At 61.9% G+C, this 25,077-nt stretch carries 22 protein-coding genes and 1 riboswitch; of the genes, 4 read left to right on the top strand and 18 right to left on the bottom strand.

All coding sequences use genetic code 11. The features are described 5' to 3' along the window. Nucleotides 1-64: 64 nt before the first annotated feature. The 13 genes from J3P88_RS08030 to cobO form a co-directional block, all read right to left on the bottom strand. Nucleotides 65-1,567: a hypothetical protein gene (locus tag J3P88_RS08030; RefSeq protein WP_434574617.1), complete on the bottom strand. Its 1,503-nt coding sequence runs from the start codon at nucleotides 1,565-1,567 to the stop codon at nucleotides 65-67. A 119-nt stretch (nucleotides 1,568-1,686) separates the two neighbouring features. Further along, a complete protein-coding gene (locus J3P88_RS08025; RefSeq protein ID WP_434574616.1) occupies nucleotides 1,687-3,891 on the bottom strand; it encodes an autotransporter outer membrane beta-barrel domain-containing protein in 2,205 nt (734 codons plus the stop codon). Nucleotides 3,892-4,184: 293 nt separating this feature from the next. After that, on the bottom strand, nucleotides 4,185-6,155 hold the full coding sequence (locus tag J3P88_RS08020) for a hypothetical protein (protein WP_434574615.1): 1,971 nt from the start codon (nucleotides 6,153-6,155) through the stop codon (nucleotides 4,185-4,187). A gap of 189 nt (nucleotides 6,156-6,344) precedes the next feature. Further along, nucleotides 6,345-7,079, bottom strand: coding sequence for an adenosylcobinamide-GDP ribazoletransferase (locus J3P88_RS08015; protein ID WP_434574614.1), 735 nt, complete (start codon nucleotides 7,077-7,079; stop codon nucleotides 6,345-6,347). A 2-nt stretch (nucleotides 7,080-7,081) separates the two neighbouring features. Next, nucleotides 7,082-7,657 (bottom strand): alpha-ribazole phosphatase family protein, encoded by a 576-nt coding sequence (gene cobC, locus J3P88_RS08010; protein ID WP_434574613.1) that lies wholly within the window; start codon nucleotides 7,655-7,657, stop codon nucleotides 7,082-7,084. Beyond that, entirely contained in the window at nucleotides 7,654-8,709 is a 1,056-nt protein-coding gene (cobT, locus tag J3P88_RS08005; protein ID WP_434574612.1) for a nicotinate-nucleotide--dimethylbenzimidazole phosphoribosyltransferase, read from the bottom strand. The genes cobC and cobT overlap by 4 nt, the downstream gene beginning before the upstream one ends. Then, nucleotides 8,706-9,227 carry a bifunctional adenosylcobinamide kinase/adenosylcobinamide-phosphate guanylyltransferase gene (cobU, locus tag J3P88_RS08000; protein ID WP_434574611.1) on the bottom strand — a complete coding sequence of 174 codons (522 nt, stop codon included), beginning with the start codon at nucleotides 9,225-9,227 and terminating at the stop codon, nucleotides 8,706-8,708. The genes cobT and cobU overlap by 4 nt, the downstream gene beginning before the upstream one ends. A gap of 365 nt (nucleotides 9,228-9,592) precedes the next feature. Then, nucleotides 9,593-11,044: a cobyric acid synthase gene (locus J3P88_RS07995; RefSeq protein WP_434574610.1), complete on the bottom strand. Its 1,452-nt coding sequence runs from the start codon at nucleotides 11,042-11,044 to the stop codon at nucleotides 9,593-9,595. Next, a complete protein-coding gene (gene cobD, locus J3P88_RS07990; protein WP_434574609.1) occupies nucleotides 11,041-12,033 on the bottom strand; it encodes a threonine-phosphate decarboxylase CobD in 993 nt (330 codons plus the stop codon). Before cobD ends, J3P88_RS07995 begins: the two co-directional genes overlap by 4 nt. Further along, nucleotides 12,026-12,934 carry an adenosylcobinamide-phosphate synthase CbiB gene (cbiB, locus tag J3P88_RS07985; RefSeq protein ID WP_434574608.1) on the bottom strand — a complete coding sequence of 303 codons (909 nt, stop codon included), beginning with the start codon at nucleotides 12,932-12,934 and terminating at the stop codon, nucleotides 12,026-12,028. The genes cobD and cbiB overlap by 8 nt, the downstream gene beginning before the upstream one ends. Next, nucleotides 12,931-13,581: a 5,6-dimethylbenzimidazole synthase gene (gene bluB, locus J3P88_RS07980; protein WP_434574607.1), complete on the bottom strand. Its 651-nt coding sequence runs from the start codon at nucleotides 13,579-13,581 to the stop codon at nucleotides 12,931-12,933. Before bluB ends, cbiB begins: the two co-directional genes overlap by 4 nt. Further along, nucleotides 13,578-14,975, bottom strand: coding sequence for a cobyrinate a,c-diamide synthase (locus J3P88_RS07975; RefSeq protein ID WP_434574606.1), 1,398 nt, complete (start codon nucleotides 14,973-14,975; stop codon nucleotides 13,578-13,580). Before J3P88_RS07975 ends, bluB begins: the two co-directional genes overlap by 4 nt. Nucleotides 14,976-14,986: 11 nt before the next feature. Next, a complete protein-coding gene (gene cobO, locus J3P88_RS07970) occupies nucleotides 14,987-15,613 on the bottom strand; it encodes a cob(I)yrinic acid a,c-diamide adenosyltransferase (protein ID WP_189656241.1) in 627 nt (208 codons plus the stop codon). An 81-nt stretch (nucleotides 15,614-15,694) separates the two neighbouring features. Continuing rightward, nucleotides 15,695-15,903: riboswitch (cobalamin riboswitch) on the bottom strand. A gap of 159 nt (nucleotides 15,904-16,062) precedes the next feature. Between cobO and J3P88_RS07965 the strand changes: the two genes are divergently transcribed. Together J3P88_RS07965 and J3P88_RS07960 are read left to right on the top strand one after the other, a co-directional pair. After that, nucleotides 16,063-16,647 (top strand): hypothetical protein, encoded by a 585-nt coding sequence (locus J3P88_RS07965; RefSeq protein ID WP_434574605.1) that lies wholly within the window; start codon nucleotides 16,063-16,065, stop codon nucleotides 16,645-16,647. 288 nt (nucleotides 16,648-16,935) lie between these two features. Continuing rightward, nucleotides 16,936-18,252, top strand: a complete 1,317-nt coding sequence (locus J3P88_RS07960; RefSeq protein ID WP_434574604.1) for a PQQ-dependent sugar dehydrogenase — start codon at nucleotides 16,936-16,938, stop codon at nucleotides 18,250-18,252. Between the two features lie 136 nt (nucleotides 18,253-18,388). Here the strand turns inward: J3P88_RS07960 and J3P88_RS07955 are convergent, their stop codons facing one another. The 5 genes from J3P88_RS07955 to J3P88_RS07935 all read right to left on the bottom strand — a co-directional run bounded on the left by J3P88_RS07955 (nucleotide 18,389) and on the right by J3P88_RS07935 (nucleotide 22,997). Next, entirely contained in the window at nucleotides 18,389-18,922 is a 534-nt protein-coding gene (locus J3P88_RS07955; RefSeq protein WP_186707011.1) for a C40 family peptidase, read from the bottom strand. 165 nt (nucleotides 18,923-19,087) lie between these two features. Further along, nucleotides 19,088-19,714: a C40 family peptidase gene (locus tag J3P88_RS07950; protein ID WP_186707012.1), complete on the bottom strand. Its 627-nt coding sequence runs from the start codon at nucleotides 19,712-19,714 to the stop codon at nucleotides 19,088-19,090. A 244-nt stretch (nucleotides 19,715-19,958) separates the two neighbouring features. Continuing rightward, nucleotides 19,959-20,663, bottom strand: coding sequence for a DnaA regulatory inactivator Hda (gene hda / locus J3P88_RS07945; protein WP_003178999.1), 705 nt, complete (start codon nucleotides 20,661-20,663; stop codon nucleotides 19,959-19,961). A gap of 169 nt (nucleotides 20,664-20,832) precedes the next feature. Beyond that, a complete protein-coding gene (locus J3P88_RS07940) occupies nucleotides 20,833-21,906 on the bottom strand; it encodes an AI-2E family transporter (RefSeq protein WP_434574603.1) in 1,074 nt (357 codons plus the stop codon). 32 nt (nucleotides 21,907-21,938) lie between these two features. Then, nucleotides 21,939-22,997, bottom strand: a complete 1,059-nt coding sequence (locus tag J3P88_RS07935; protein WP_434574602.1) for a DUF2066 domain-containing protein — start codon at nucleotides 22,995-22,997, stop codon at nucleotides 21,939-21,941. A gap of 364 nt (nucleotides 22,998-23,361) precedes the next feature. On the opposite strand from J3P88_RS07935, the gene purM reads away from it, so the two are divergent. Both purM and purN read left to right on the top strand, forming a co-directional pair. Then, on the top strand, nucleotides 23,362-24,420 hold the full coding sequence (gene purM, locus J3P88_RS07930; RefSeq protein WP_003204658.1) for a phosphoribosylformylglycinamidine cyclo-ligase: 1,059 nt from the start codon (nucleotides 23,362-23,364) through the stop codon (nucleotides 24,418-24,420). Further along, nucleotides 24,420-25,070, top strand: a complete 651-nt coding sequence (purN, locus tag J3P88_RS07925; protein ID WP_186707015.1) for a phosphoribosylglycinamide formyltransferase — start codon at nucleotides 24,420-24,422, stop codon at nucleotides 25,068-25,070. The genes purM and purN overlap by 1 nt, the downstream gene beginning before the upstream one ends. Nucleotides 25,071-25,077 lie beyond the last annotated feature (7 nt).

The following is a 25,077-nucleotide window of genomic DNA, read 5'->3' as shown; positions in this document are numbered from 1 at the left end:
GACCCAGCGGGAGCAAGCTCCCTCGCCACGGGTAGGGCATCGTTTGTTTTATCTTTGACGGGCTTCACTCAACCAGAGTCAACTGCAACAGTGGGAAATTAGGCGACGCCAAAGGCGGCCAAGTCTCCCCGCCATCAAAACTGACATAGGCTTTGCCCGTCAATGGCGCATTGCGTTGTAGCGTATTTAAAAACGCCTTGGACACCCTGACCTCAGTACCAAAACCAATGCCGGCAAAAGTCTCCTGCTCAGTGACCGCACGCTCGTTCACGGCCGGAAATACCGAGTCCTGGCCTGAAATGACGCCGGTCATCGTGATCATGACCCAATGATCGGTTGTGATGAGCGGCCATTTTTTCAGCGTCAGTCGTGCGCCCTCCGGTGCCACCGAGTTATAGCTCAGATTACCGCCGGAAAGGCCCTCGCACTGGACGGCTTCGAGTCGATTACTTGGGAGGGTCCGTACCTGAAGCCGGCGTCGGTCAGAAGGGTGCTCCTGATCCATCGCATCGATGACACCATAGGATACCGGCAACACCCTGCCGATATGAGCCGCCAGGTACTGCATTTCCACCCGAAAACGACGTGAGCCTGAACTGATGGGCTGTTCGACCCGAGTAGCGCCCAGGGTGCCAGGCTCCCCCCATTGCACCCAAACCTTCTCTCCCGGGTAGATAACGGCGGTGTCCGGCACTTGCACAATCACAACGCCGTTAACGGGCACCCACGGGTCCAACGTTTGTAGCTCCCCCGTCCCAACCGCGCCTTCAATAGAGGGCCAAGGCAAATCACGGGGGATCGGCGTGGCGGCAACATCCAGCTCGACCGGCTCGGAGCGCAAACTCACGTTACCCGCCCGATCCTCCACCTGATACCACACATACCGCCAGCCATCACCCCTGTCCTGTATTAAATCAGCGCTGATCGTAACCACGACGGGATCAGAAAAATTCTGGTCATCAAGTTCGATGACATCGCCTTCGTCCTGGGTGCCTGGTGTAGATCCCCAGTACCAGGTGATCCGATCCCAGGGTCGGGGGTCCGTGTATCTCGGGAGATTGGCTTTGACCTCATCGTTGTTCTGCTCAAGGTAGTGGGCAGTGAGTTTATTGGGAGGGAGAACAGCGGCAGGGAAGATCAACTTGCTATCGGTGGCGAGTATTGGAGGGCTTTTATCGACGGTAACCGTAAACGGATATGATCGGTCCGGCGTGCCCACAAAATTGGTCATGATGAAGCTAAGCGTATGCCTCCCGGACGGTAACCGGTCGGCACTGATCGGTACGTAGTAATCATCCGGATCCATAGGCAGATCCCATTCCCGGGACCCAATGATATCGCTCTCGTCATCATCCAGAAAAACATCGATCTGCTCTTTCCACGGACCGCCCGGCGGATCGTCGTCGTACCAGGGCTTGAGCATGACTTTCAGCGGATTGTCCGGGTCGCTCCAGGCCGAACGATGCAGCAGGTTTGGCTCGCCGCCAGGAACATCCGCCAACGGTGCGGGCTCGGTCCAAGGGGCGGTCATAGTAGGAGGGAGCTTGGTGGACTTGGTCGATGACATTATTCATGTTCTCCATCGCTGAATATCAACCCCCAGCCCAAGACCGGGGGGAAATCCTGATGAACATTCGAATGCCGCAAGGGAGCATGCCGAAATCAGATTCGGCATGCCGACACTACCTACCAGAGGTAGCGCACGCCTACATTGGCACCCCACGGTTGTTCAATCTTGTTGCCATTGCTGTAGTCGAAATCGGCGTGAATCGAAACCTTGTCGGTCACGGTCATGGCAACACCAGTGCCCAATTCACCACGGGAACCCGAAAGGTCGTTGTTGAACCGGTTGTTGTTGACCTGCACGTCATTGTTGTTGGCAAACTCGTGCACGAAAGCAGCACGAATGTAGGGCTGCACAACTTTGTCACCCCAAGTGAAATCGCGTCCTACGGTCGCACCGGCCTTGGCCAACAGAGAGTGTGACCGACTGCCTTCGGCAGAGAGACCATTGTCCAGCGTGTAGTCTTTGCCCTCGATAACCACACCCGACAACTGAGTGAACGGCTCAACGAAATAGTCGTCCGCCAGCTTGATATGCCGGCCAAACTCCAGGGAGCCACCAACCCCATGGCTGTCGTAGTCTCCCTTGGTTTTCTTGCCGTCGCTCAGTCGCACGTCGGATTCGTTCTGGAAGCGGTTGAACTTGAGCACGCCGTCGAAGTAATAGCCGCTCTGCTCATCCAGCCAGGTGGTATAGGCACCCAGATAGTAGCTGTTGATCGTTGCGCTGGTACCGCGGCTCAGGTCAAGGTCGGACTTGCTGTAGCCACCCAACACACCGACCAACCACTGACCGTCGCCCACCGGCAACGGCGCATCCGCGCCAAACGACAAGCCTTGCTGGACTTGCTGGTAAGCGACACCGGAATTTGCGCTGACATTGAACTTGTTGCCGTAGGCGCGAATCCAGCCACCGCTCTGATCAGGGTTCATGCGCACTTCACCCATGCGGCTGCGCAAGGTGCTGAGTTCGCCATACCAGACGGTTGGGGCTGCGTTGAACAGCGCAATCACCGAACGGGTGCCCGGGCTGATCGTGCGCGTGAGGGTATTGAGGTACCAGGCATCATTGCCTTGCTTGATCAAATCGTATGAATAAGCCCCCAGGTCTACTTCGCCACCGGCCAGGGCAAACGTCGCATCGCCGCCGCCAATCTTCACCACCGCGGTGGAGCCGGCACCTACGGGTTCTGAACCACTGGCGTCAATGGCGATGGTGTGGTTGCCGGTGGCCGTGCCGGTTACCGTCAGGGTATCGACCTGTCCGGTCTTGAAATCGGTGTGCATGTAGAACGTACCGCCATCACCCGACAGAGTGCCTACGTTCAGCTTGAAGAACTCACCAGGGTTGCCAAACTGGATGGCGCCGCCATTCATGACCAGGTTCTCGACCTCGCCATCGCCGACCATGATCCAGCGGGCACTGCTATTGATGCCCAGGTCCTGGACATTTTTCAGGTTTCCGGTCAGGGTCGCGGCGTTCTCCAGCAGCACATTGGCGGTGCTGCTGTCGTCGGCAACGATATCGCCGACCAGTGTGCTGCCGCTGACACTCAAATTACCCTCGGCGCCACGGCGAACATCCATCAGGATGCCATTGCTGGCCGACAACGTGGAGCCGTTGACCACTGAGATGTTGGCGGTACTCGCCCCCAACCCCAAGGTATCGACAACGATCGCCGATCCGTTGAGACCTTCGACATGGGTGCCGTCCAGGGTCAAGTTCGCGGGGGCGTTCACAACGCTATCCCCGCCAATTTCGATCCCGTTCCTCGCCCCGGAAATCGTGCTGCCAATAGCCGTCGCAGTCCCTCCGAACAGTCGCAGGCCGGCAGCATTGGCACCCGTGCCCACCACGGTTGATCGCACCAGTGTTACCTCGCTCAAACCGGTGACCGAAACGCCGGTCGTCCCGCCGATGATGGTGCTGTCGCTCACTGTCGCGGTGGAACCCTGGGTAGCCGTGGAATCGCGACTGACCGCCAGGCCTGTCCGGTCACTGGTGATGGTACTGTTGCCGCTGATGTTGGCCCGACCAGCATTCAGCAGAACGCCATTGGCGTTTGTTGCCTTCACATCGGTGCCGTTGAGGTTCAGGGTTGAATTATTAACGGTGATGTCGCGGGTCTCGGCGCCATCGGCATTCAATGTCGACTCGCCGTTCAGCACGTAATTATCGGAGGCTGTGGTGCTATCGATGGACAGGATTTCCCCGGGAATCAGAACCCGCGCGTGCCCCATCTCGGCGATCAGCAACAAGGGCGGAATGGACAGCAGTTTCAAGGCACGGAACAGCGGACGCAGCTTGAATAACTTAGACGAGGACATACAGGCACCCTGTGACAATAGAATACAGAAGGCCGCGCAGGCTACAGAACGCCGACACCATGGTATGTAGGACTATTCTGAATCAACCCACTCACACGATGAAGCAAACTGTAGGAACTCACTCACGCACCTCATGCCGATCAGTTAAGTGAGTATCTAGCCAAGGAGTAGGGGCATCTCTGTCGATGGCTGTGCAGCAACCATTTTGGATTGCTGCACAGCCCGCGGGGGCGAGCTCCCTCGCCGCAGGGTGCCTCCCATGAATCCTCGTATGCGGCTGAGGGCGCGCATGCTCAAGGATTCGCCGGCGGTGGTACGTTGCAAGTCCCCTCGCCCTGCGACATCGCCACCCTGGTATTGGTGGGCGTTTCTTGAAGAGGTTTTCCCGTGATTTTGTAACTCACTTCACCCTTGCCTATCTGGGCAGTGCTTTGCCAAGTGGGCAGAACATGAGTGGCGTAGGGTTCGATGAGCCAGACAATCCCGTTGTCCGCCTGCTCTTGGGTGATATCGCTGAACGTGTGCCTTTTATTGGCGGCGGGAACGTGAACCGGGTTCGAGAAGTCGGTATAGGCCTTCCATTCCACCTCGACCGAATCGCCCTGTTTCAAATAGGGGCTCGGCGGTATCAGATACTCGATGCCAAAGGTTGTACTAGCCGGATCCCAGCGCAGTGAGAGGCAGGTCACGATACCGTTTGTGTTGGTGTGTTGAGGGATGGCCGCCGGCAAGGTTTGGACCAGGAAGTCGATCTTGACCGAGGTGCGTTGTTTAGGCTCTTGCGGGTTTACATGAGCCGGGTTGGTCAATACGTACCAGACCGGCATGGCCGTACCCGGGCCTTCGCCGCGAATGACGTCCCAATCAAGATCAATCTCGATGACGTCCCCCACGTTGTCCCTGCTGGTGTCGATCGCATAGGGGGCTCCGATGGGCGTTCCGTTCCACAGGACTTGATAGGTATCACCGTTGGCCAGTGGGGCGACCAGTTCGATCTTGGCCTTGATCTCGCCGTCTTCGTCGCTTGCCTCCAGCTCATTGTCAACATCCGACTCACCCACGACCGTGACCACTTCCAGTAGGTCGTTGCCGGGTTCCGGATCCGGGTTGATCGGCCCAGGGCCGGAAAAGTTACATGGGACCGAAACTGGAGTTGAGCGAAAAGGTTCCACTCCCCGCAGCACCGTATAGGAAAGTGGCGTAGGTACCACGCCTGTCTCGGTACTGCCGTATTCGTCCCAGAGAGTCGCCCAAGGCACAGGGATGTTGATCCCGCCCGATGGGTTGCTGCCTAGAGGCGTACCCGGCGTGACTTCCTTGGTGCCCCATTTAACAATGACGGTATCGGTTGACTTGCCATTGGTGACATGAGGCACATTGACGAGCACGTTCCCGTCGACAAGGTCCGAGCGCAGCAACTCGCCTCCCGTTGCATCCGCCGCCGTGGGCGGGTCCAATGGCGCAACAGGCAGGGGGTCGAGGGCGACCGACATCAATTCATATAGAGAGAGCTGGCTGATATTGCCAGCCTTGTCGAGCAGTACGTAGCCGCCGCAGCATAGGCCATCTCCGGCGGCAACGAATTTGGCTTTGGGTATCTGTACCTGCCCCCCCCCCGAAGCAATCGGCTGCGGACCAATCAGGTCTATAGCCGAGGGATCTTCAGGCAGCTCCCCCTTTATCCAGCCGAACGCGACTTTCACATCGGATTGATCGCCCGTCCAAGATGGAATGGTCGCTTCCAAGTAATCATTTACACCAAAAGTTGCATCGGTAATGGGTGGCGTGACGGTGAATACCATTTTCCTTGGAGGGACCGCACCGTTGGGCGGGGTCTTGTCGATGTAGATGTTCGTTCGCTCGGAGTAATCGGGAACGCTAGCGAAGTTCTCATGCTCGTATTGCAGGTCAAAAGCGCCTTCGTGCTCCGGGTCCAGCAAATAACCACTGGGAATATCGAAAACCAGCGGTACCCATGTATTGCCTCCTGTAAAAGAATGCTCCCTAAGCGTCACCCACTCATTACTTTGTGCTCGCGCAATTTGCAGTCGGAAATATTCCGTCTCTCCGTCTGGTACCGGGTTACCCCAGGTCGCAATGGTTGTCGTTAAGCCTGTATCAAGATGGTCTCTGCGAATAAGCCCCACCGGCAACCCGGATAGGGGGTCAGGCTTCACAACCGGATCCTGGACCTCAAACGGCGCAGGTCCGCCGGACGCGCCTTCATTTGAGGTGAACGGCTCTTTTTTATCTGGACCAGCCATGTTATCGCTCTCCGTATTCATACCTGGAAGCCATGGCTACCCATGGCGCTTCAGTTCGAAAAGCAGACCGATGATTTGCGGGCACTGCCCAGACGCTTCCCGTCGTTCTGCACTGGAGGGAAGTAAGCGCTTTTTTTAAATAGGCCGAAACTGTCAGAGTTGACAGGTGGCTATCTGCACAGTGCGGCTTTATCGGCTCAGCACCACCCCAACCAGCAATGCCATTTCAAGCAACTCCAACAACGCCCCAGCCGTATCCCCCGTGCAGCCCCCGAGCCTGAGCAGCATCATCCGCCGCAAGCCGACGAACACCGCGAAGGCAACGGCCAGCCCACAGACACCCGCCCACCCGGCCACCAGCACGCAGCCCAACGCACACGCCAACAACACCCACCAGCCCGCGCGCCGGGGCAGGTGATCGGCCAGCGCCTGACCCAACCCACCGGCCCGCACGTACGGCGTGGTGAGGAACAGGCCAAGCAACGCCGCACGCCCCAGCACCGGCACGATGATCAAGGCCAACGCTTGCCCCTGCTCGATCAACGCCACCAGCGCGGCGAACTTGAGCAGCAGCACCAACACTAACGTGATCACCGCAATCGGCCCGCTGCGCGGATCCTTCATGATCAGCAGCGTGCGTTCGCGGTCGCCAAAGCCGCCCAACCAAGCGTCGGCGCTGTCGGCCAGGCCGTCCAAATGCAGGCCACCGCTGAGTAACACCCACGCTGTCAGCAACAGTGCGGCGTGGAGCAATGGCGGCGCCCCCAGCAGCAGTGCATCGAGCAGCCACAGCACGGCGCCGAACACCAGCCCCACCAAGGGATAGAACAGCAGCGAACGACCCAGTTGCTCGGGCTCGGGCATGCCGGGCAGGCGCACCGGCAAGCTGCTGAGAAATTGCAGGGCGATCCAGAAGGGCAACATGGTCAGTCCGCCTCTTTGAGCACAACACCTGCCGCCACTGTCAGGGAAAACAGCCCGCCATGAGCGACTTCGACATTGAGCAACTGCTCCCGAGGCAGGCCGCGGGCCTGGGCCAGCAGCAGGCGCATCACGCCGCCGTGGCTGACCAGCAACACCCGCTGCCCGGCATAGGCCGCGTGCAGGCGTTCGATTGCCGCCAGGACGCGGCTGGAAAATACCAGCACCGGCTCACCTTCGGGCGGCGTGAAGGCATAGGGATCAGCCCAGAACTGGCCCAGTGCCTCGGCGTCGGTGTCCATCAACGCCGCTGCGCTGCGGCCTTCCCAAGCGCCGAAATGCAACTCTTGCAGGTCTTTGTCCAAGTGCACCGGCAGGTTGAGCCGGGCGCCGAGTTGCTCGGCGAAACGGGCGCAGCGCTGCAACGGCGAACTCACCAGGCGATCCCAGGGCCCGCCTTGCTCGACAGCCGTGTGCATCTGCGCCCAGCCCCTGGCCGTCAAGGCATCGTCGAGGCTGCCGCGCAAGCCGCCGCCCCGTTCGGTTTCGCCGTGACGCAGCAGGTCCAGGCGCAAGCTCATGCCGGGCGATCCGCCACGGCCGCTTCGGCAAACGTCGCCATCTGCCCGTGCAGGTCACAGGCCAGGCGCAACAGCGGCACCGCCAACGCCGCGCCACTGCCCTCGCCCAGGCGCAGGCCGAGGTCCAGCAGCGGTTCGGCACCGAGGGTCTCCAGCACGTGGCGATGGCCCGGTTCGGCGCCGCGATGGGCGAACAGCAACCATTGCCGGCACGCCGGATTGAGCCGCACCGCCACCTGGGCCGCGACGCTGCAGATGAAGCCGTCCACCAACACGGCGACGCCCCGCTGGGCACAGGCCAGGTACGCACCGACCAACGCGGCGATCTCAAAACCGCCAAGGTTGAATAGGGTCTGCAACGGGTCGTTGCCCTGGGCAGCGTGCAGGGCCAGGGCCCGTTCGATCACCTGGGCCTTGCGGCTGACACCCGCCGCGTCCAGCCCCGTGCCCGGCCCCACCAGATGCGCTACCGGGCAGTCGAGCAAAGCGCAGGCCAGGGCGCTGGCGGCGGTGGTATTGCCGATGCCCATCTCGCCGCCGATGAACAGTTGCGTCCCCGTCGCGACGGCACGCAGCACACTGTCGCGGCCGGCGTGCAAGGCTTGCTCGCCCTGGCCCAGGGTCATGGCCGGGCCCTGGGCAAAATTCGCCGTGCCCGGCCCGATGTTCAAGTGCCGTACACCGGGCAGGTCCAGCGACGGCGTGACGGTGCCGAGGTCAACCACTTCCAGGGATGCGCCCAGTTGCCGTGCCAGGACGCTGATGGCCGCGCCGCCGCTGACGAAGTTGAGCAGCATCTGCCCGGTGACTTCCTGGGGATAGGCCGATACGCCCTCGGCGACCACGCCGTGGTCGCCGGCGAAAATCGCGATCCACAACCGGTCCAGGCTCGGCTTGAGCTGCCCTTGCAGGCCCGCCAATTGCACCGCGACCGACTCCAGCCGCCCCAGGGAACCGGCCGGTTTGGTCAATTGTTGCTGACGGGCCGTGGCCTGTTCCAGGGCCTGGGTATCGACGGGCTTGCACGGGTCCAGCCACCAGCGATGATTCATAACGCAGTACCTTTGAGAGTCATGGGCAGGCCGGCGACGGTCAGCACGACGCGCTGACACCGTTCGGCCAAGGCTTGATGCAGCCAACCGGCTTCATCGACGTAACGGCGCGTCAGCTCGCCCAGCGGCACGACGCCCATGCCGGTTTCGTTGCTGACGAATATGACTTCGCCGGGAAGCGCGCTGATGCAATCCAGCAGCGCTTCACGCTCGGCGATCAACCGTTCGGGATCGTCAAGCATCAGCAGATTGGTCAGCCAGAGGGTCAAGCAATCCACCAGCAGGCATTGCCCGGGGGCGGCATTCTCTCGCAGCACTTGGGCCAGGGCCAAGGGCTCTTCCACCAGCGCCCATTCGACCGGCCGCCGGGTGCGGTGCTGGGCGATACGCTCGTTCATCTCGCCGTCCAGGGGTTGGCTGGTGGCGATGTAGGTCACGGGCAACCCGGAGTCCGCCGCGAGTTTTTCAGCCAGGCGACTCTTGCCGGAGCGGGCGCCGCCGAGGATCAGTTGCAGCATGGGTTATTCCTTTTATTGGCGGTGTGGCGACTGGCGCCATCGCGAGCAAGCTCGCTCCCACAGGGGACTTATGTATACCCGCAGATCCGATGCTGGAACATTGGGTATCTTTTATTGGCGGTGTTGCGGCCGGCCTCTTCGCGAGCAAGCCCGCTCCCACAGTTGGTCCAGGGTGTACATGAATGCTGTGGTCATCAGAGATCCAATGTGGAGCATGGGCTATTCCTTTTTATGGCGGTGTGGCTGCCGGCCTCTTCGCGAGCAGGCTCGCTCCCACAGTTGGTCCAGGGCGTACATGAATGCCGTGGTCATCAGAGATCCAATGTGGGAGCGAGCCTGCTCGCGAAGGGGCCAGCCCAGCCACCCTAGATCCCACAGAGTTCACGCAACATCCCGGTATCCAGATGCCGCTCCACCAGATCCGCCAACCGCTCGATGTCCCGCTCGCGCAACCCGTGGTAATCCACCGCCTGTACATCCTGCAACCCGGCCCAGCGCAACAACGCGCTACTGGCCGCCGGTGATTCGAACAATCCATGCAGGTAAGTGCCGAACACCTGTCCGTCGAGGCTCTGGGCGCCGTCACAACGGCCGTCCTCCAGATGCACCGCCGGATTTTCCAAGGCCGGGCCGCTGGTCACGCCCGCGTGGATTTCGTAGCCGCTGACCTCAGCCTCTTCCAAGGCCAGCCGCCCGCGCACATTGCGCAACTGCTTCTCGTGTTCCAGGGTCGTTTCAAAATCCAACAGGCCCAACCCGGCACTGGAACCGGCCGCGCCTTCCAGCCCAAACGGGTCGTGGACCTGCTGGCCGAGCATCTGCAATCCGCCGCAGATGCCCAGCAACTTGCCGCCGTAGCGCAGATGACGATGGATCGCCGTTGCCCAGCCGTTGGTACGCAGGTAGGCCAGGTCGCTGCGCACGCTTTTCGAACCGGGCAGGATGATCAGGTCAGCCGGCGGGATGGGCTGGCCGGGGCCGATGAATTGCAAGTCGACCTGCGGGTGCAGGCGCAGTGGATCGAAATCGGTGTGGTTGCTGATGCGCGGCAACACCGGCACCACCACTTTCAGCACCTGATCGGCCTTGTCGATCTGGCGCCGGTCGAGGCCGTCCTCGGCTTCCAGGTGCAAATCCATCACGTAGGGCAACACGCCGATCACCGGTTTGCCGGTGCGCGCTTCCAGCCAGTCCAGGCCCGGTTGCAGCAAGGCGATGTCGCCGCGAAAACGGTTGATGATGAAACCCTTGACCCGTGCCTGTTCGCTGGGGGAAAGCAACTCCAGGGTACCGACCAGATGAGCGAACACCCCGCCACGATTGATATCGGCGATCAGCAGCACCGGACAATCCACCGCCTCGGCAAAGCCCATGTTGGCAATGTCACCGGCACGCAGGTTGATCTCCGCCGGCGAGCCGGCGCCTTCCACCATCACCACCGGATAGGCCGTGCTCAAGCGCGCATGAGAGGCCAGCACCGCTTGCATCGCGATGGCTTTGTAATCGTGATAAGCCACGGCGTTCATGGTGGTGACGGCGCGGCCATGAATGATGACCTGGGCGCCAGTGTCGCTGTTGGGCTTGAGCAGCACCGGGTTCATGTCGGTGTGTGGTTCAAGGCCGGCGGCCTGGGCCTGCACTGCCTGGGCGCGACCAATTTCGCCGCCGTCGGCCGTGACGGCGCTGTTGAGGGCCATGTTCTGCGGCTTGAACGGCACCACGCTTACACCCTGGCGTCGGACCCAGCGGCATAAAGCCGTGACCAAGGTACTTTTGCCGGCATCGGACGTGGTGCCCTGCACCATCACTGTGGTCATCGGTTGTCCTTGGCGTAGGCCTCGAAAGCCTGTTCGAGGCGCAGGAATTCGCTGTCATCGGCCGGCAGCCCAAAGCGCAGGCTGCTGGTATTCACGAACAGACGCAGGAGAATGCCGCGCTGGGCCATGAAATCGTGGAGCCCTTGGGCCTGTTCGGTGACCAGCCACTGGAACAATCCGCAACCGCCTTGCGGCTTGAAGCCTTGACGTTCGAGCAACAGCGCCAGGCGTTGGCTGGTGGCTTCGCAGCGTTGGCGCTGGCGCGCATGGGCGTCGGTGTCCAGCAGGCACGCCTGGCCCAGTACCCGGGTCGGCCCGCTGACCACCCACGGCCCGACCTGTTCGGCGAGCAACTTGAGCAAGCGCCGCTCGGCCAAGACAAAGCCCAGGCGCACCCCGGCCAGGCCAAAGAACTTGCCGAACGAACGCAGCACGATCAGCCCGACCAACTGGGTATGCGCCGCCAGGCTCAGCGCCGGCGTGACGTCCATGAACGCTTCATCCACCACCAGCCAGCCACCGCGCTGGGCCAGGCGGGCATGCCAGTCCAGCAAGCGCTCGGGCGCCAGGCTCAAGCCCGTGGGGTTGTTCGGATTGACCACCACCAGCACGTCGAGGCTGTCGAGAAAGAAGTCCACTTCCGCCTCCAGCACTTCGCGAACGATGTAGCCGCTGCGGCGCCAGGCTTCGGCGTGCTCGGCGTAACAGGGCGACAAGACGCCGACCTTGCCGCTGCGACGCAGGCGCGGCAACAGCTGGATGGCCATCTGCGAACCCGCCACCGGCAGCACATCCAACGCACCGTAGTAATCGCAGGCCGCCTGTTCCAAGCCGTCATCGGTTTCCGGCAGGCGCGCCCAGGCGCGCAGGGGAATCGCCGGGACGTCGAACGGCCAAGGCGCAAGGCCGCTGGACAAGTCGAGCCAATCGGCCTCGGCAATGCCGTATTGCCGGGCTGCGTTGCGCAAGCGCCCGCCGTGCTCAAGCATAGAACTCAGCTCCCAGGCAGAGAATCAGCAACCACAACCATACCCCGCGCTGGACCAATTGCCAGCCGCGATCAATGGAATCGGCACTCGCCGGCACGCCTTCGCCCAAGGGCGGACGTTGGTGCAGTTCACCGTGGTAAACCGCCGCCCCGCCCAACTCGACACCCAGCGCTCCGGCCCCGGCGGCCATCACCGGCCCGGCGTTGGGGCTGTCCCAGGTCGGGCCCTGGGTGCGCCAGCACTTGAGCGCCAAGCGGGTCTTGCCGAGCAGCGCGTAGGTCAATGCCACCAGGCGCGCCGGAATGTAGTTGAGTGCATCGTCGATTTTGGCCGCCGCCCAGCCGAAGCGCTCGAAGCGTTCGTTGCGATAGCCCCACATGGCGTCGAGGGTATTGCTCAGGCGATACAGCACCACACCGGGCGCGCCGGCCACGGCGAACCAGAACAACGCGGCGAACACCGCATCGCTGCCGTTTTCCAGCACCGATTCGGTGGCGGCGCGGGCCACGGCGGTTTCATCCAGTTCAGCCGTCTCGCGACTGACCAGGTAACCGACACGCTTGCGTGCCTCGTCCAGATCACCGCTGCGCAACGCCCGCGCCACCGGCTCGACATGCTCACCGAGGCTGCGCAGGCCGAGGGCACAGTACAACGCCAGGATCTCCACCAGCCAGCCCACCATCGGCGCCCACGAAAGGGCCGTGGCGAGCAAGGTCAACGGCACCACGGCGATGATCCACGCCGTCACCCCATGGCTGCGCCAACCACGTCCGCCGGAATTGAAGCGTTGTTCGATGCGATCGGCAAAACCGCCGAACGCCACCAGCGGATGCCAGCGCCGGGGCTCGCCCAGCAAAGCATCCAGCGCCACTGCGGCGGCACTGAGCAGGGCCACGCTCATGGGCTCGTTCCCCAACGGTTTTCATACAGCAGTTCATTGAGCGGACGCGGTTGCGCCCAGCCTTCCAGGGCGAGCATCGGCGCCGGGTAGAAACCCTCGACCGGGCCCAGGCAAAGAATCGCCAGCGGCTTGGCCCCGGCGGGCAACCCCAGCAGGTCGGCCAGGGCCTGGGGCTCGAACAACGACACCCAGCCCATCCCCAACCCTTCGGCACGGGAGGCCAGCCACAGGTTCTGGATCGCGCAGGACAGCGAGGCCAAGTCCATTTCCGGCAAGGTCCGGCGACCGAAAATGTGCCGCTCGCGATCCTCCATCAAGGCCGCCACCAGCACTTCGGCGCAGTCGTCGATGCCTTCGACCTTGAGTTTCATGAATTCGTCGCTGCGCTCGCCCAGGGCCTCGGCGGTACGGATGCGTTCTTCTTCCACCAGTTGGCGGATCTGCCCACGCAAGGGGCGATCGCTGATGCGGATGAATCGCCATGGCTGCATCAGGCCGACGCTGGGGGCCTGGTGCGCGGCTTCCAGCAGGCGGCGCAGCAAGGCCGGCTCCACCGTGCCACCACTGAAATGGCGCATGTCGCGGCGCTCGGCGATGGCACGGTAGACGGCGTCGCGTTCGGCCTGGGAAAAAGTGGTGTCTGTCATGGCCTCTTCGCGAGCAGGCTCGCTCCCACAGTGACAGGCGCTGTACTTGAGATCACACAATCCCCTGTGGGAGCGAGCCTGCTCGCGAAGGCGGCCTCAAGGTCAGGCGCAAACAACGCAGCAATCGCCCGCGGATTGGACGGAAAATAAAAATGCACATAGGACGCCGTCATCCGCCCCTGTCGGAAAACCGCCTCCGCCCCTCGCCCGCCATTCGGGCTATGGCCACGGGCAATCGGCTTGAGCTCGGTGCTGGTCAGGGAGTGATGATAGGTATGCCCACGCAGGTTGCCTTCGGGCAGGTCCACCGATTGCAACGCCAGGGCCGCCAGGCGCTTTTGCATCTGCGCATCACCGGCCAGCAACCCCAGGAGTTCGGCGCGCACGCCGTCGACGTCGGTCAGTGAATCGAGCAGATACAACATGCCGCCGCATTCGGCGAGCAACGGCTTATTGGCGGCATGGTGCGCACGGATCGCGGCGAGCATCGGCGCGTTCCGAGCCAGTGCAACGTGGTGCAGCTCCGGATAACCGCCAGGCAAATAAAGGCTGTCCGCCTCGGGCAGTTCGCTGTCATGAATCGGCGAAAAGAAGCGCAACTGCGCGCCCATGGCCCGCAGCAGATCAAGGCTTGCGCCATAGGTGAAGGCGAACGCTTCGTCACGGGCCACGGCGATGCGCACCCCATCGAGCCACGGCTCAACGGCGACCACCTCGGGCGCGGCGAACGCCACGGCGGGCGGCAGCGCCACTTCGCAACTGCCGGCCAGGGCATCGGCGGCCGCGTCGAGGCGCGCGTCCAAGTCGTTCAACTCGCTGGCCTGGACCAACCCGAGATGACGACTAGGCAATTCGATGCCGGTTTCCCGGGACAGCGCGCCGTACCAACGCAGGCCTTCGGTCAGGCTGCCTTCGAGCAATTGCGCGTGACGCAAGGTGCCGACCCGGTTGGCCAGGACACCGGCGAATGGCAGGTCCGGTTGATAACGGGCCAGGCCCAAGGCCAGGGCACCGAAGGTCTGGGCCATGGCCGTGCCGTCGATCACCGCCAGCACCGGCACGCCAAAATGCCGCGCCAGGTCGGCGCTGGACGGCGTGCCGTCGAACAGCCCCATCACCCCTTCGATGAGGATCAGGTCCGCTTCAGCAGCGGCTTCCCACAACAGTCGGCGACTTTCCTGCTCGCCGACCATCCACATGTCCAATTGATAGACCGGCGCGCCGCTGGCCCGCTCCAGGATCATCGGGTCGAGAAAGTCCGGGCCGCATTTGAACACGCGCACCTTGCGTCCCTGGTTGCGATGCAACCGGGCGAGCGCTGCGGTGACGGTGGTCTTGCCTTGGCCCGAGGCCGGCGCTGCGATCAGCACCGCCGGACAGCGGCGGCTGGTCATGGCGGGATCACTCACAGTTCGACGCCTTTCTGCGCCTTGATACCCGCCTGGAACGCGTGCTTGATCATGCCCATTTCGGTCACAGTGTCGGCCAGCTCGATCATCTCGGGCTTGGCGCCGCGACCGGTCACCACCACATGCTGCATCGGTGGGCGGGCCTGCAGATCGCTCAGCACCTGATCGAGGTCGAGGTAACCGTGCTTTAGGGCAATGTTCAATTCGTCGAGCACCACCAGGCCAATGGACGGATCACTGAGTAATTGACGCGATACGGCCCAGGCGGCTTCAGCGGCGGCGATGTCGCGCTGGCGATCCTGGGTTTCCCAGGTGAAGCCTTCACCCATGACGTGAAAGCGCACCTGTTCCGGGAAGCGGCGGAAGAACAGCTCTTCACCGGTGCTGTTGCGGCCCTTGATGAACTGCACCACGCCGCACTGCATGCCGTGGCCCATGGCCCGTGCCAGCATGCCGAACGCCGAACTGCTCTTGCCCTTGCCGTTACCGGTCAGCACCAGCAGCAAGCCGCATTCGTTCGGCGAGTTGGCGATGCGCTCGTCGATCACGGCTTTCTTGCGCAGCATGCGCGCCAGGTGGCGTTCGTCGCGATCAGACGTATCGGTGATGAGGGAGTCGGTCATGGGGAAGCCTCCGCTGGGGATTGGATAACGGCGGGCGGGCACAAAAAAGGACGGCAACGAGCCTGGCATCGCCCACCGTGATGCCGTTGGATGAATCAGGCCGGTCTCCGGGCTCATGAGCGGCGTGGTGCCTGGCTGCGCGCCTTCCCATGTCTGCGACACAGTGGCTTTTGCACAGCGTTGACTCATTTACCGTTGCGGGGGCAGCGCCGGGTTCGTGTTCACTCACCGGCTTCCCTGTTTCACTCTGTCGAACGCGGTCACAGAGCACCTGAAACAAGCGGCGAAGGTTAGAGGGTTGGGGGTGGAGCGTCAATTAAAGCTGCCATGGCTCGTGCACGGAACATTGGCCAGGATCAATAAAGTGACGTCAATCTTGTGCCACGCTACGGCAAGTGATATCAAATAGGCATCACGACCCGATATCACAAGAACAAGAGGGCAAAAACATGCAAGGCATGCTCATCAGCAATCCAAAGCTGGAATTCCTGCGCCCGCTGCTGGAACGCTGGTTTGATTGTATCGACCGCTACAACGCCGTGCGCGGCGATAACGACACACCCTATTGGTTCGATGAACGTGCCAACCTTGGGTTGCTGTCGGCCGCTGCCTGGATGGCCGAAATGGTCACGCTGCAGAACGCCCCGACCCGCAAGCAGAACGAAGAGGGCGAACGTAACGTCAGCGCCGACCTGTTCATCGCCAGTACCGAGGAGCGCGCCTTCATCCAGGCCACCCAACGCTGGCCCAAGGTCAACAACCTGAACCTGACCCAACCGCTGCTCGAAGCCACCAGCGATGCCAAGCGCATCAGCTACGCCAGCGACCTGAAGCTGGGCTGCCTGTTCGTCTCGCCGCAAAAAACCCAGCAAAGTGCCACGCCCGAAGAACTGCAGGACATGATCGACGACCTGCAAAAGGAAAACACCTGCGCCGTGGCCTGGTACTTCCCTTACGCCTATCGCAAATTGCGCAACGAAGCCGGGCAGTACCATCCTGGCATTGCGGTGCTGTTCAAGCAGGCCCATGGTTGATTCGTTCAGCAAGGAACTGCGAGGTGACCTCATGTGGGAGCGAGCACTCGGATACTCACAAATCCTGCGCTCACCACAGTTCTCCTGTGGGAGCGGGCTTGCTCGCGAAAGCGGTATGTCAGTTGGCGTTGATGTTGGATGTGCTGCCGTCTTCGCGAGCAAGCCCGCTCCCACAAAGGGTTGTTCAATGGTCAAAAATCTGCGTCCACTGCGGGATCTGCCTGAGTTGAACCATCGCGCGTCTACGCTCCTCTATGAATAACCACATGCATTCATAGGGACGCCAGCATGCTCAAGCCACCTCATCTTCTGATCGTCGCCCTTGCCGCCGGGCTTGTCGCTTGTGGCGAATCGTCCACCTTGCAAGTCTCCGACGGCACTGGCCCTGCACCGAAACTGCCCGAACCGAACAAGACCCTGATCCCCACCGTCAACATCGCCGAAGCCATCGGCTGGCCGCAAGGCGCCAAGCCAACCCCGGCCCAAGGCCTGCAAGTCGGCGCCTTCGCGGAAGGGCTGGACCATCCGCGCTGGCTCTACGTGCTGCCCAATGGCGATGTGCTGGTGGCCGAAACCAATGCCCCGCCCAAGCCAGACGATTCCAAGGGCATCCGTGGTTGGGTGATGAAAAAAGTCATGGGCCGCGCCGGTGCCGGGGTGCCCAGCCCCAATCGCATTACGCTGCTACGCGACGCCAACCACGACGGCATCGCCGAAACCCGTACGGTGTTCCTGGAAAACCTCAACTCACCGTTCGGCATGACCCTGGTCGGCAATGACCTGTACGTGGCCGATACCGACCGGTTGATCCGCTTCCCCTACAAAGAGGGTGACACGCAAATCAAGGCACAACCGACCAAGGTCGTCGACCTGCCCGGCGGCACCCTCAACCACCACTGGACTAAAAATGTGATTGCCAGCCGCGACGGCAGCAAGCTGTACGTCACCACTGGCTCGAACAGCAACGTCGGGGAAAATGGCATGGAGGCCGAGGAAGGTCGCGCCGCCATTTGGGAAGTGGACCGTGCCAGCGGCAAGCACCGGATCTTCGCCTCAGGCCTGCGCAACCCCAACGGCCTGGCTTGGGAACCGCGCACTGTTGCGCTCTGGACGGCAGTGAACGAGCGGGACGAGATCGGCAGCGACCTGGTGCCGGACTACATCACGTCGGTCAAGGACGGCGCCTTTTATGGCTGGCCTTATAGCTATTACGGGCAGAACGTCGATGCCCGGGTCGAGCCACAAAACCCGGCCCTGGTGGCCAAGGCCATCGCCCCAGACTATGCCGTCGGCCCGCACACGGCGTCATTGGGACTGACCTTCGCCGAGGGCAGCAGCTTGCCTGCACCGTTTACCGAAGGGGCTTTCATCGGCCAGCACGGCTCCTGGAACCGTAAGCCCCACAGTGGCTATAAAGTGATTTTCGTACCGTTCAACGGCGGCAAACCGGTGGGACAACCGATGGATGTGCTGACTGGTTTCCTGGACGCCGACGAAAAAGCCCAAGGCCGGCCAGTGGGCGTGGTGATCGACAAGCAGGGTGGGTTGTTGGTGGCTGATGATGTGGGGAACAAGATTTGGCGGGTGTCGAAAAAACAGGGCTGAAACCGATCCCCGTGGCGAGGGAGCTTGCTCCCGCTCGGTTGCGTAGCAACCGCTAAAAGCTTGGGGCTGCTGCGCAACCCAGCGGGAGCAAGCTCCCTCGCCACAAGAGCGCTCTTGCGGCGCAAAAACTCAATCGTCAGGGATTGCGCGCCAGGTGCTCCGGTTGCAGCACACGCTTGGCGCCCAGATAGGCCCTTTGCCAATAAGCCTTGGACAGGCTGTCGAGCTTGACCGTGCCACCCGTCGCCGGCGCGTGGACAAAGCGCCCTTCGCCGACATAGATCCCGGCGTGGCTGACCTGGGAACCGCCATTGGTGGCGAAGAACACCAGGTCACCGCTCTGCAACGCGTCCTTACCCACTTCTGGCGCCCGCATGCTGATCATTTCCCGCGTGGACCGTGGCAGTGCAATACCGGCGGCGTCGCGGTATACATAACCGATCAAGCCACTGCAATCGAAGCCCGAATCCGGCGTGTTGCCACCCCAACGATAAGGCGTGCCCACCAGGCCCAGCGCCCGGAACAGTACGTCTTCGGCGGCCGGAGAAAAGGTTTGCGAGGGAGCAAAGACCACCGGGGCCCGTACGGGTGCTGGCGGCGGGGTACGGCTGGCACATGCACTGAGCAGTGCGGCGAGGAAGATGAGCGCGAGGCGGGCCGACGTCGACATATGCAGAACAATCCTGATCTGGATGCGGCTTTTCTGCCGTGGGCATGAAAACAAATCCGCCTGCGGAGTACGCAGGCGGATTGCCATCAATCAATGATCAAGGATTCTAGCGGCTATATGGCAAACTTCAAGTAAGACTTTAAGTTTGCCTTACAAACTGTGTGCTTACTTGCGAGCAGTGACCGTTGTCGGTGCCATGGCGAGGGCTCGCTTGGCTTCGATGAAGGTCTTGCTCCAGTAGCTGTCGCCCAGGCTGTCGATCCGCACGCCACCGCTGCGGCGGCTGCTGGAATGGATGAACTGGTTGTCGCCCAGGTAGATACCGGCATGGCTGACGCGACCGCGACGACCGTTGGTGCTGAAGAACAGCAGGTCACCGGGCTCCAGCTGGTTGCGCGCTACCAGGGGGGCGTTCACGTTGATCATTTCGCGAGTGGAACGCGGCAGGTTCATGCCGGCCTCTTCACGGAACAGGTAGCCGATGAAACCGCTGCAATCGAAGCCGGCTTCAGAAGTACCACCAAAACGATAGCGGGTACCAATCAACGACATGCCGCGCTCCAGGATACTGTCAGCCAGTACTGGAAGCTGGTAAGGCTTGCTGCCGGCGAAGGCGGCGAGTTCTTTGTCGGAGGCCATTTCTTCCTGGAACGCAACGGAGGAAGACTGGGCAGTAACAGAGTTCTGGACCTGTGGCTGGGGCGCTTGCTGGGACACCGGAGTGTGGGCAGCGCAACCGAACAACAGGGTAACGAGTGCGAGAGGCACGAGGGGTGCGAAGCGATTTAGCATGGGCACGACCGTGGCTGAAGTAGTAAAGATGGCGAGACTATGCCTTCTATCAACCTCATTTGCAAATTCAATCGATGCAAATGTGACTTCTCGGTTTTACGTTTACATCTAAGCGCTTAAGCCCATTTTGACTGTGGCGAGGGAGCTTGCTCCCGCTGGGCTGCGCAGCGGCCCCTTTTGTGAGCGCTTCGCACTCAAGCGGGAGCAAGCTCCCTCGCCACATAAGATCTCGCCCAAAAAATTTTTACCAACCCAGGGTTTCTTTCAAAAAAGGAATAGTCAGCTTGCGCTGGGCCTGGAGCGAGGCCTGGTCGAGGCGTTCGAGCAGCTCGAACAATGCGCTCATGCTACGGGTGCCGCGGGTGAGAATGAAATGCCCGACTTCGTCGGTCAGGTGCAGGCCGCGGCGGGAAGCACGCAGCTGCAAGGCACGGAGTTTGTCTTCGTCGGACAGCGGGCGCATCTGGAAAATCAGCGCCAGGGTCAGACGTGACTTGAGGTCCGCCAGCTTCACCGGCAGCTCCCGAGGCGAAGTCGAGGCGGCGATCAGCAAGCGTCGACCGCTGTCGCGCAGTCGATTGAACAGATGGAAAAGCGCCTCTTCCCAGTCAGCCTTGCCGGCCACGGCCTGGAGATCGTCCAGGCACACCAGTTCGTACTGTTCAAGGTTGTCGAGGATTTCGACGCCGCGATCAAGCAACTCGGCCAATGGCAGGTACACCGCCGGTTCCCCCAGTTGCTCAAACCGCAGGCACGCGGCCTGCAACAGGTGCGTGCGCCCTACCCCGTCCTTGCCCCACAGATAGATCAGGCTTTCGGTCCAGCCGGCGTCGGCTTCGCAAAGCCGCTCGACATAGCCGAGTGCAGCGGCATTGGCGCCTGGGTAGTAATTGATAAAGGTGGCGTCATCACGCAGACGCACACCTAGGGGCAGCTGAATCGGTTTCATGCTGACTGAACAGTTCCTCGGGAACCGTTAGTGGCCTCTGTGTAAAGTGCGCAAAGTTTATACCCGTGACGCGGACCGCACAATGCGCCGGACCACGAGCAAAATCAAAGGTTTGCAGCGACAAGGGCGCGAAGCGTCAGTTTCCCTGACACCCCGCCTGCCCTTTGCCCTATAGATCGGGGTCTTCGACGCCACTGTAGATATCTGAATCTTTGTACAGATCGTGCATATGCCGTACCAGCACCATGATCACCGCGGCCACCGGCAGCGCCAGCAGGATCCCGGTGAAGCCGAACAACTCGCCCCCCGCCAGGATGGCGAAAATCACCGCCACCGGATGCAGGCCAATGCGATCGCCCACCAACAGCGGCGTCAGTACCATGCCCTCCAAGGCCTGCCCGACCATGAACACCGCCACGATGCCAACCATCGGGTACAAGTCGCCGCCGAACTGGAACAACCCGGCGACCAATGCCGCGCCAATACCGATCACAAAGCCCATGTACGGGACGATGGCCGCCAGTCCGGCGATCAAGCCAATCAACAGCCCCAGTTCCAGTCCAACCAGCATCAGCCCTGCCGCATAGATGAAACCCAGGGCCACCATCACCAGCAGTTGCCCGCGCACGAACGCCCCCAGCACTTCATGGCATTCGCCGGTCAGGGTCATGATGCGTTCTTCGCGATGACGCGGCAGCAGGCTGCGAATCTTCGCCATCATCAAGTCCCAGTCCCGCAGCAGGTAGAAGGCCACCACGGGAATCAGCACCAGGTTCGCCAGCAGGCCGATCAACGCCAGGCTCGAAGCCGTGGCCTGGCTCAACACCACGCCGACGATGTCGGTGGTCTGGCCCATGTGCTCGCTGATAGCGGCCTTGACCTTGTCGAACTTCCAGAAGCCGTCGGCCAGCCCCAGTTTCGATTGCACCCACGGCACCGCGCTGTGCTGCAACCAGTCGAGCATCTGCGGCGCCAATTCGTACAAGCGCAGCAGTTGCTTGGCGAGCATCGGGATCAGCACCAGCAACAACGCGACCACGATCAAGGTGAACAATGCAAAGACCGTCACAACGCCCCATGTCCGCGACAGGCCGAGCTTTTCCAGGCGATCCACCACCGGGTCGAACAGGTAGGCCAACAGCAGCGCAACCAGGAACGGCGTGAGGATCGGGTGCAGCAGATAGATAAACGCGAACAGCAGGGCGACCCCACCCAACCAGAACCAACGCCGCGTATCGCCCATGAACCACTCCTAGCTATATAAAGAAAGACAACCTACCAGCGGAACCGCAAGTTGGCGGCCGGTGCTGGCGCAGGTGTTGCAACCGGGACCGAGCCATCGGCTGCGGGCGACGCTTCAGGCACCGGCGCTACAGCCTCGCCTGCTGGAATTTCCTGCAGTTTTGCCAGGGCCAATTGCGCCTTCAGTTGCTCGGCGCTGCCGTTGACCTTATAGACGATCCGATCCCCTTCGACCCGCTGCAACTGCCCACCGAACGGCTCGAGCAAACGCCCCAGCGCTGCATAACGCTCCAGGTTCATGCCCTGCACTTCCAGCAGTTGCTCGGTGGCCACGCCCGGCTTGGCGACGAAACGCGGTGCCAGGCGCTGGCTCACCGCGAGCATGACCGCATCGGCCAGGGCCGCAGGATTTGCGCCCTGGGCGGTACCCTGTTCGCGCTGGTCCCCCAGCCACAGGCGCCAGGTGCCTTGCCACTGTCCGCCCTCTTCCTTGGCATGGACCGCCAGCAAGGCGTCCGTCGCGTAGCGCTCCGAAGCATCACGCAAAGGTGCCGGGTCGCTGCCTTCCAGGTTCGGCGCGGTGGCGATGATCTGCTCGCTCAAATCCGCCAGCGGCAGGTGCAGTGCCAAGCCCCGATGCTGTGCAGCACGCCGCAGCGGGGTGGCGCTGGCCTGGCCATCGCCCACCAGGCTGGAGCCTTCGGCCGAGTCGTTCAGCCACCAACCGAGGATCGACGGTCGGTTCGCGCTCCACAGCGACAAGCCTGCCGAGCGCAATGCCCGATCAGTGCTCGCCGGGTCGAAGTCGACCTTGAGGCTTTCCGGCGGGCCGGCATCGTAGCCATATTGAAGAATGATCTGTTGCGGGTCCTGGCGGATGGCCGCTAACCCGGGATTCTGGGCCGCCTTGGCGTCGCCGGTCAGGCGCAGCACCAACGTATCCAGGGCGCGCAGCGTCGCCTGGTTGCGCTCATCCGGCGTTTGGCTGGCGACCGGTTCGAGCACTTGATAGAGGCCATTGACGGTTTCGGCATGGCTCGCCAGGCTGATCAGCGACAAGCAGCCCACGGACAAGAATTTGAACAAACGCATGGAAGATTCCCGGACATAACGGCTGGAATAGGCCGTGTGAAGAAGATTGAGCATGGCTGTGACCACAGCACCCGGCAAAACATTCACACGCCCGGTGGAAGTTTCGCACGGTCATCACCATAACCGGTTACCGCTACACCTTATACAGACGCGCTACGCAGTACCAATATAAGAAATATCGGTTTTTTTCCGTGGATATGTCCCTGCCCGTCGGCGCGAGGATGGCCGCTGCCCCTCAAGCCTGATAAAATCGCGCGCCTTCGCAGACCGGCAATGGCTGGGCTCCCGGAATAATTCGTACAACGGTTATTCAATGGCCCCGGCGTCGGTCGTTACCCAGAAATCCCCCCTAAAGGCCTGGATCATGAGCAAGCAACCCTCCCTGAGCTACAAGGACGCCGGTGTAGACATCGACGCCGGTGAAGCATTGGTCGAACGCATCAAGAGCGTCGCCAAGCGCACTGCGCGTCCGGAAGTCATGGGCGGCCTGGGCGGTTTCGGCGCCCTCTGCGAGATCCCGGCCGGCTACAAGCAACCGGTCCTGGTCTCCGGCACCGATGGCGTCGGCACCAAGCTGCGCCTGGCCCTGAACCTGAACAAGCACGACAGCATCGGCATCGACCTGGTGGCCATGTGCGTGAACGACCTGGTGGTCTGCGGCGCCGAGCCGCTGTTCTTCCTTGACTACTACGCCACCGGCAAACTGAACGTCGACACTGCCGCTCAGGTCGTGACTGGCATCGGCGCCGGCTGCGAACTGTCCGGCTGCTCCCTGGTCGGCGGCGAAACCGCTGAAATGCCCGGCATGTACGAAGGCGAAGACTACGACCTGGCCGGTTTCTGCGTCGGCGTCGTGGAGAAAGCCGAGATCATCGACGGCTCGAAAGTCGCCGCCGGCGATGCCTTGCTCGCCCTGCCGTCCTCCGGCCCGCACTCCAACGGCTACTCGCTGATCCGCAAGATCATCGAAGTCTCGGGTGCCGACATTGAAAACACCCAGCTCGACGGCAAGCCGCTGGCCGACCTGCTGATGGCCCCGACCCGCATCTACGTCAAGCCGCTGCTCAAGCTGATCAAGGACACCGGCGCCGTCAAGGCCATGGCCCACATCACCGGCGGTGGCTTGCTGGACAACATCCCGCGCGTGCTGCCAAAAGGCGCCCAGGCCGTGGTCGACGTGGCGAGCTGGACCCGCCCGGCCGTGTTCGACTGGCTGCAAGAGAAAGGCAACGTCGATGAAACCGAAATGCACCGCGTGCTGAACTGCGGCGTGGGCATGGTCATCTGCGTGGCTCAGGAGCACGTCGAGACCGCCCTGAACGTCCTGCGTGAAGCCGGCGAGCAGCCTTGGGTCATCGGCCAGATCGCCACCGCGGCGGAAGGCGCTGCACAGGTCGAGCTGAAAAACCTTAAGGCGCACTGATGTCCGCAACCTGTGACGTGGTGGTGCTGCTGTCCGGCACCGGCAGTAACTTGCAGGCCTTGATCGACAGCACGCGGGCCGGCGACAGCCCGGTCCGCATCCGCGCGGTGATTTCCAACCGCGCCGATGCCTACGGCCTGCAACGTGCCAAGGACGCAGGCATCGATACCCGCGTCCTGGATCACAAGGCGTTCGAGGGCCGCGAAGCCTTCGACGCCGCGCTGATCGAACAGATCGACACCTTCAATCCGCAACTTGTGGTACTCGCTGGTTTCATGCGCATCCTCAGCGCTGGCTTCGTGCGTCACTACCAGGGTCGCCTGTTCAATATCCACCCGTCGCTGCTGCCCAAATACAAAGGGTTACACACTCACCAGCGCGCGCTGGAGGCCGGAGACACTGAGCACGGCTGCTCTGTGCACTTCGTCACCGAGGAACTCGATGGCGGACCACTGGTCGTACAGGCAGTAATACCGGTAGAGTTGCACGACACGCCGCAAAGCCTGGCGCAACGGGTTCACGCCCGCGAGCACCAGATCTACCCGATGGCCGTGCGTTGGTTTGCCGAAGGAAGGCTGACCCTCGACGATCGCGGTGCCTCACTGGACGGCCAGTTGCTCGCCGCCAGCGGCCATTTGATTCGATACTAGGAGATTT

Origin of the sequence: Pseudomonas sp. Z3-6 (assembly GCF_051131985.1) — a bacterium.
GTDB lineage: Bacteria > Pseudomonadota > Gammaproteobacteria > Pseudomonadales > Pseudomonadaceae > Aquipseudomonas > Aquipseudomonas zanjanensis.
Note: the sequence above shows the minus strand (reverse complement) of the source record. Positions and strands in the feature narration are given on the sequence as shown.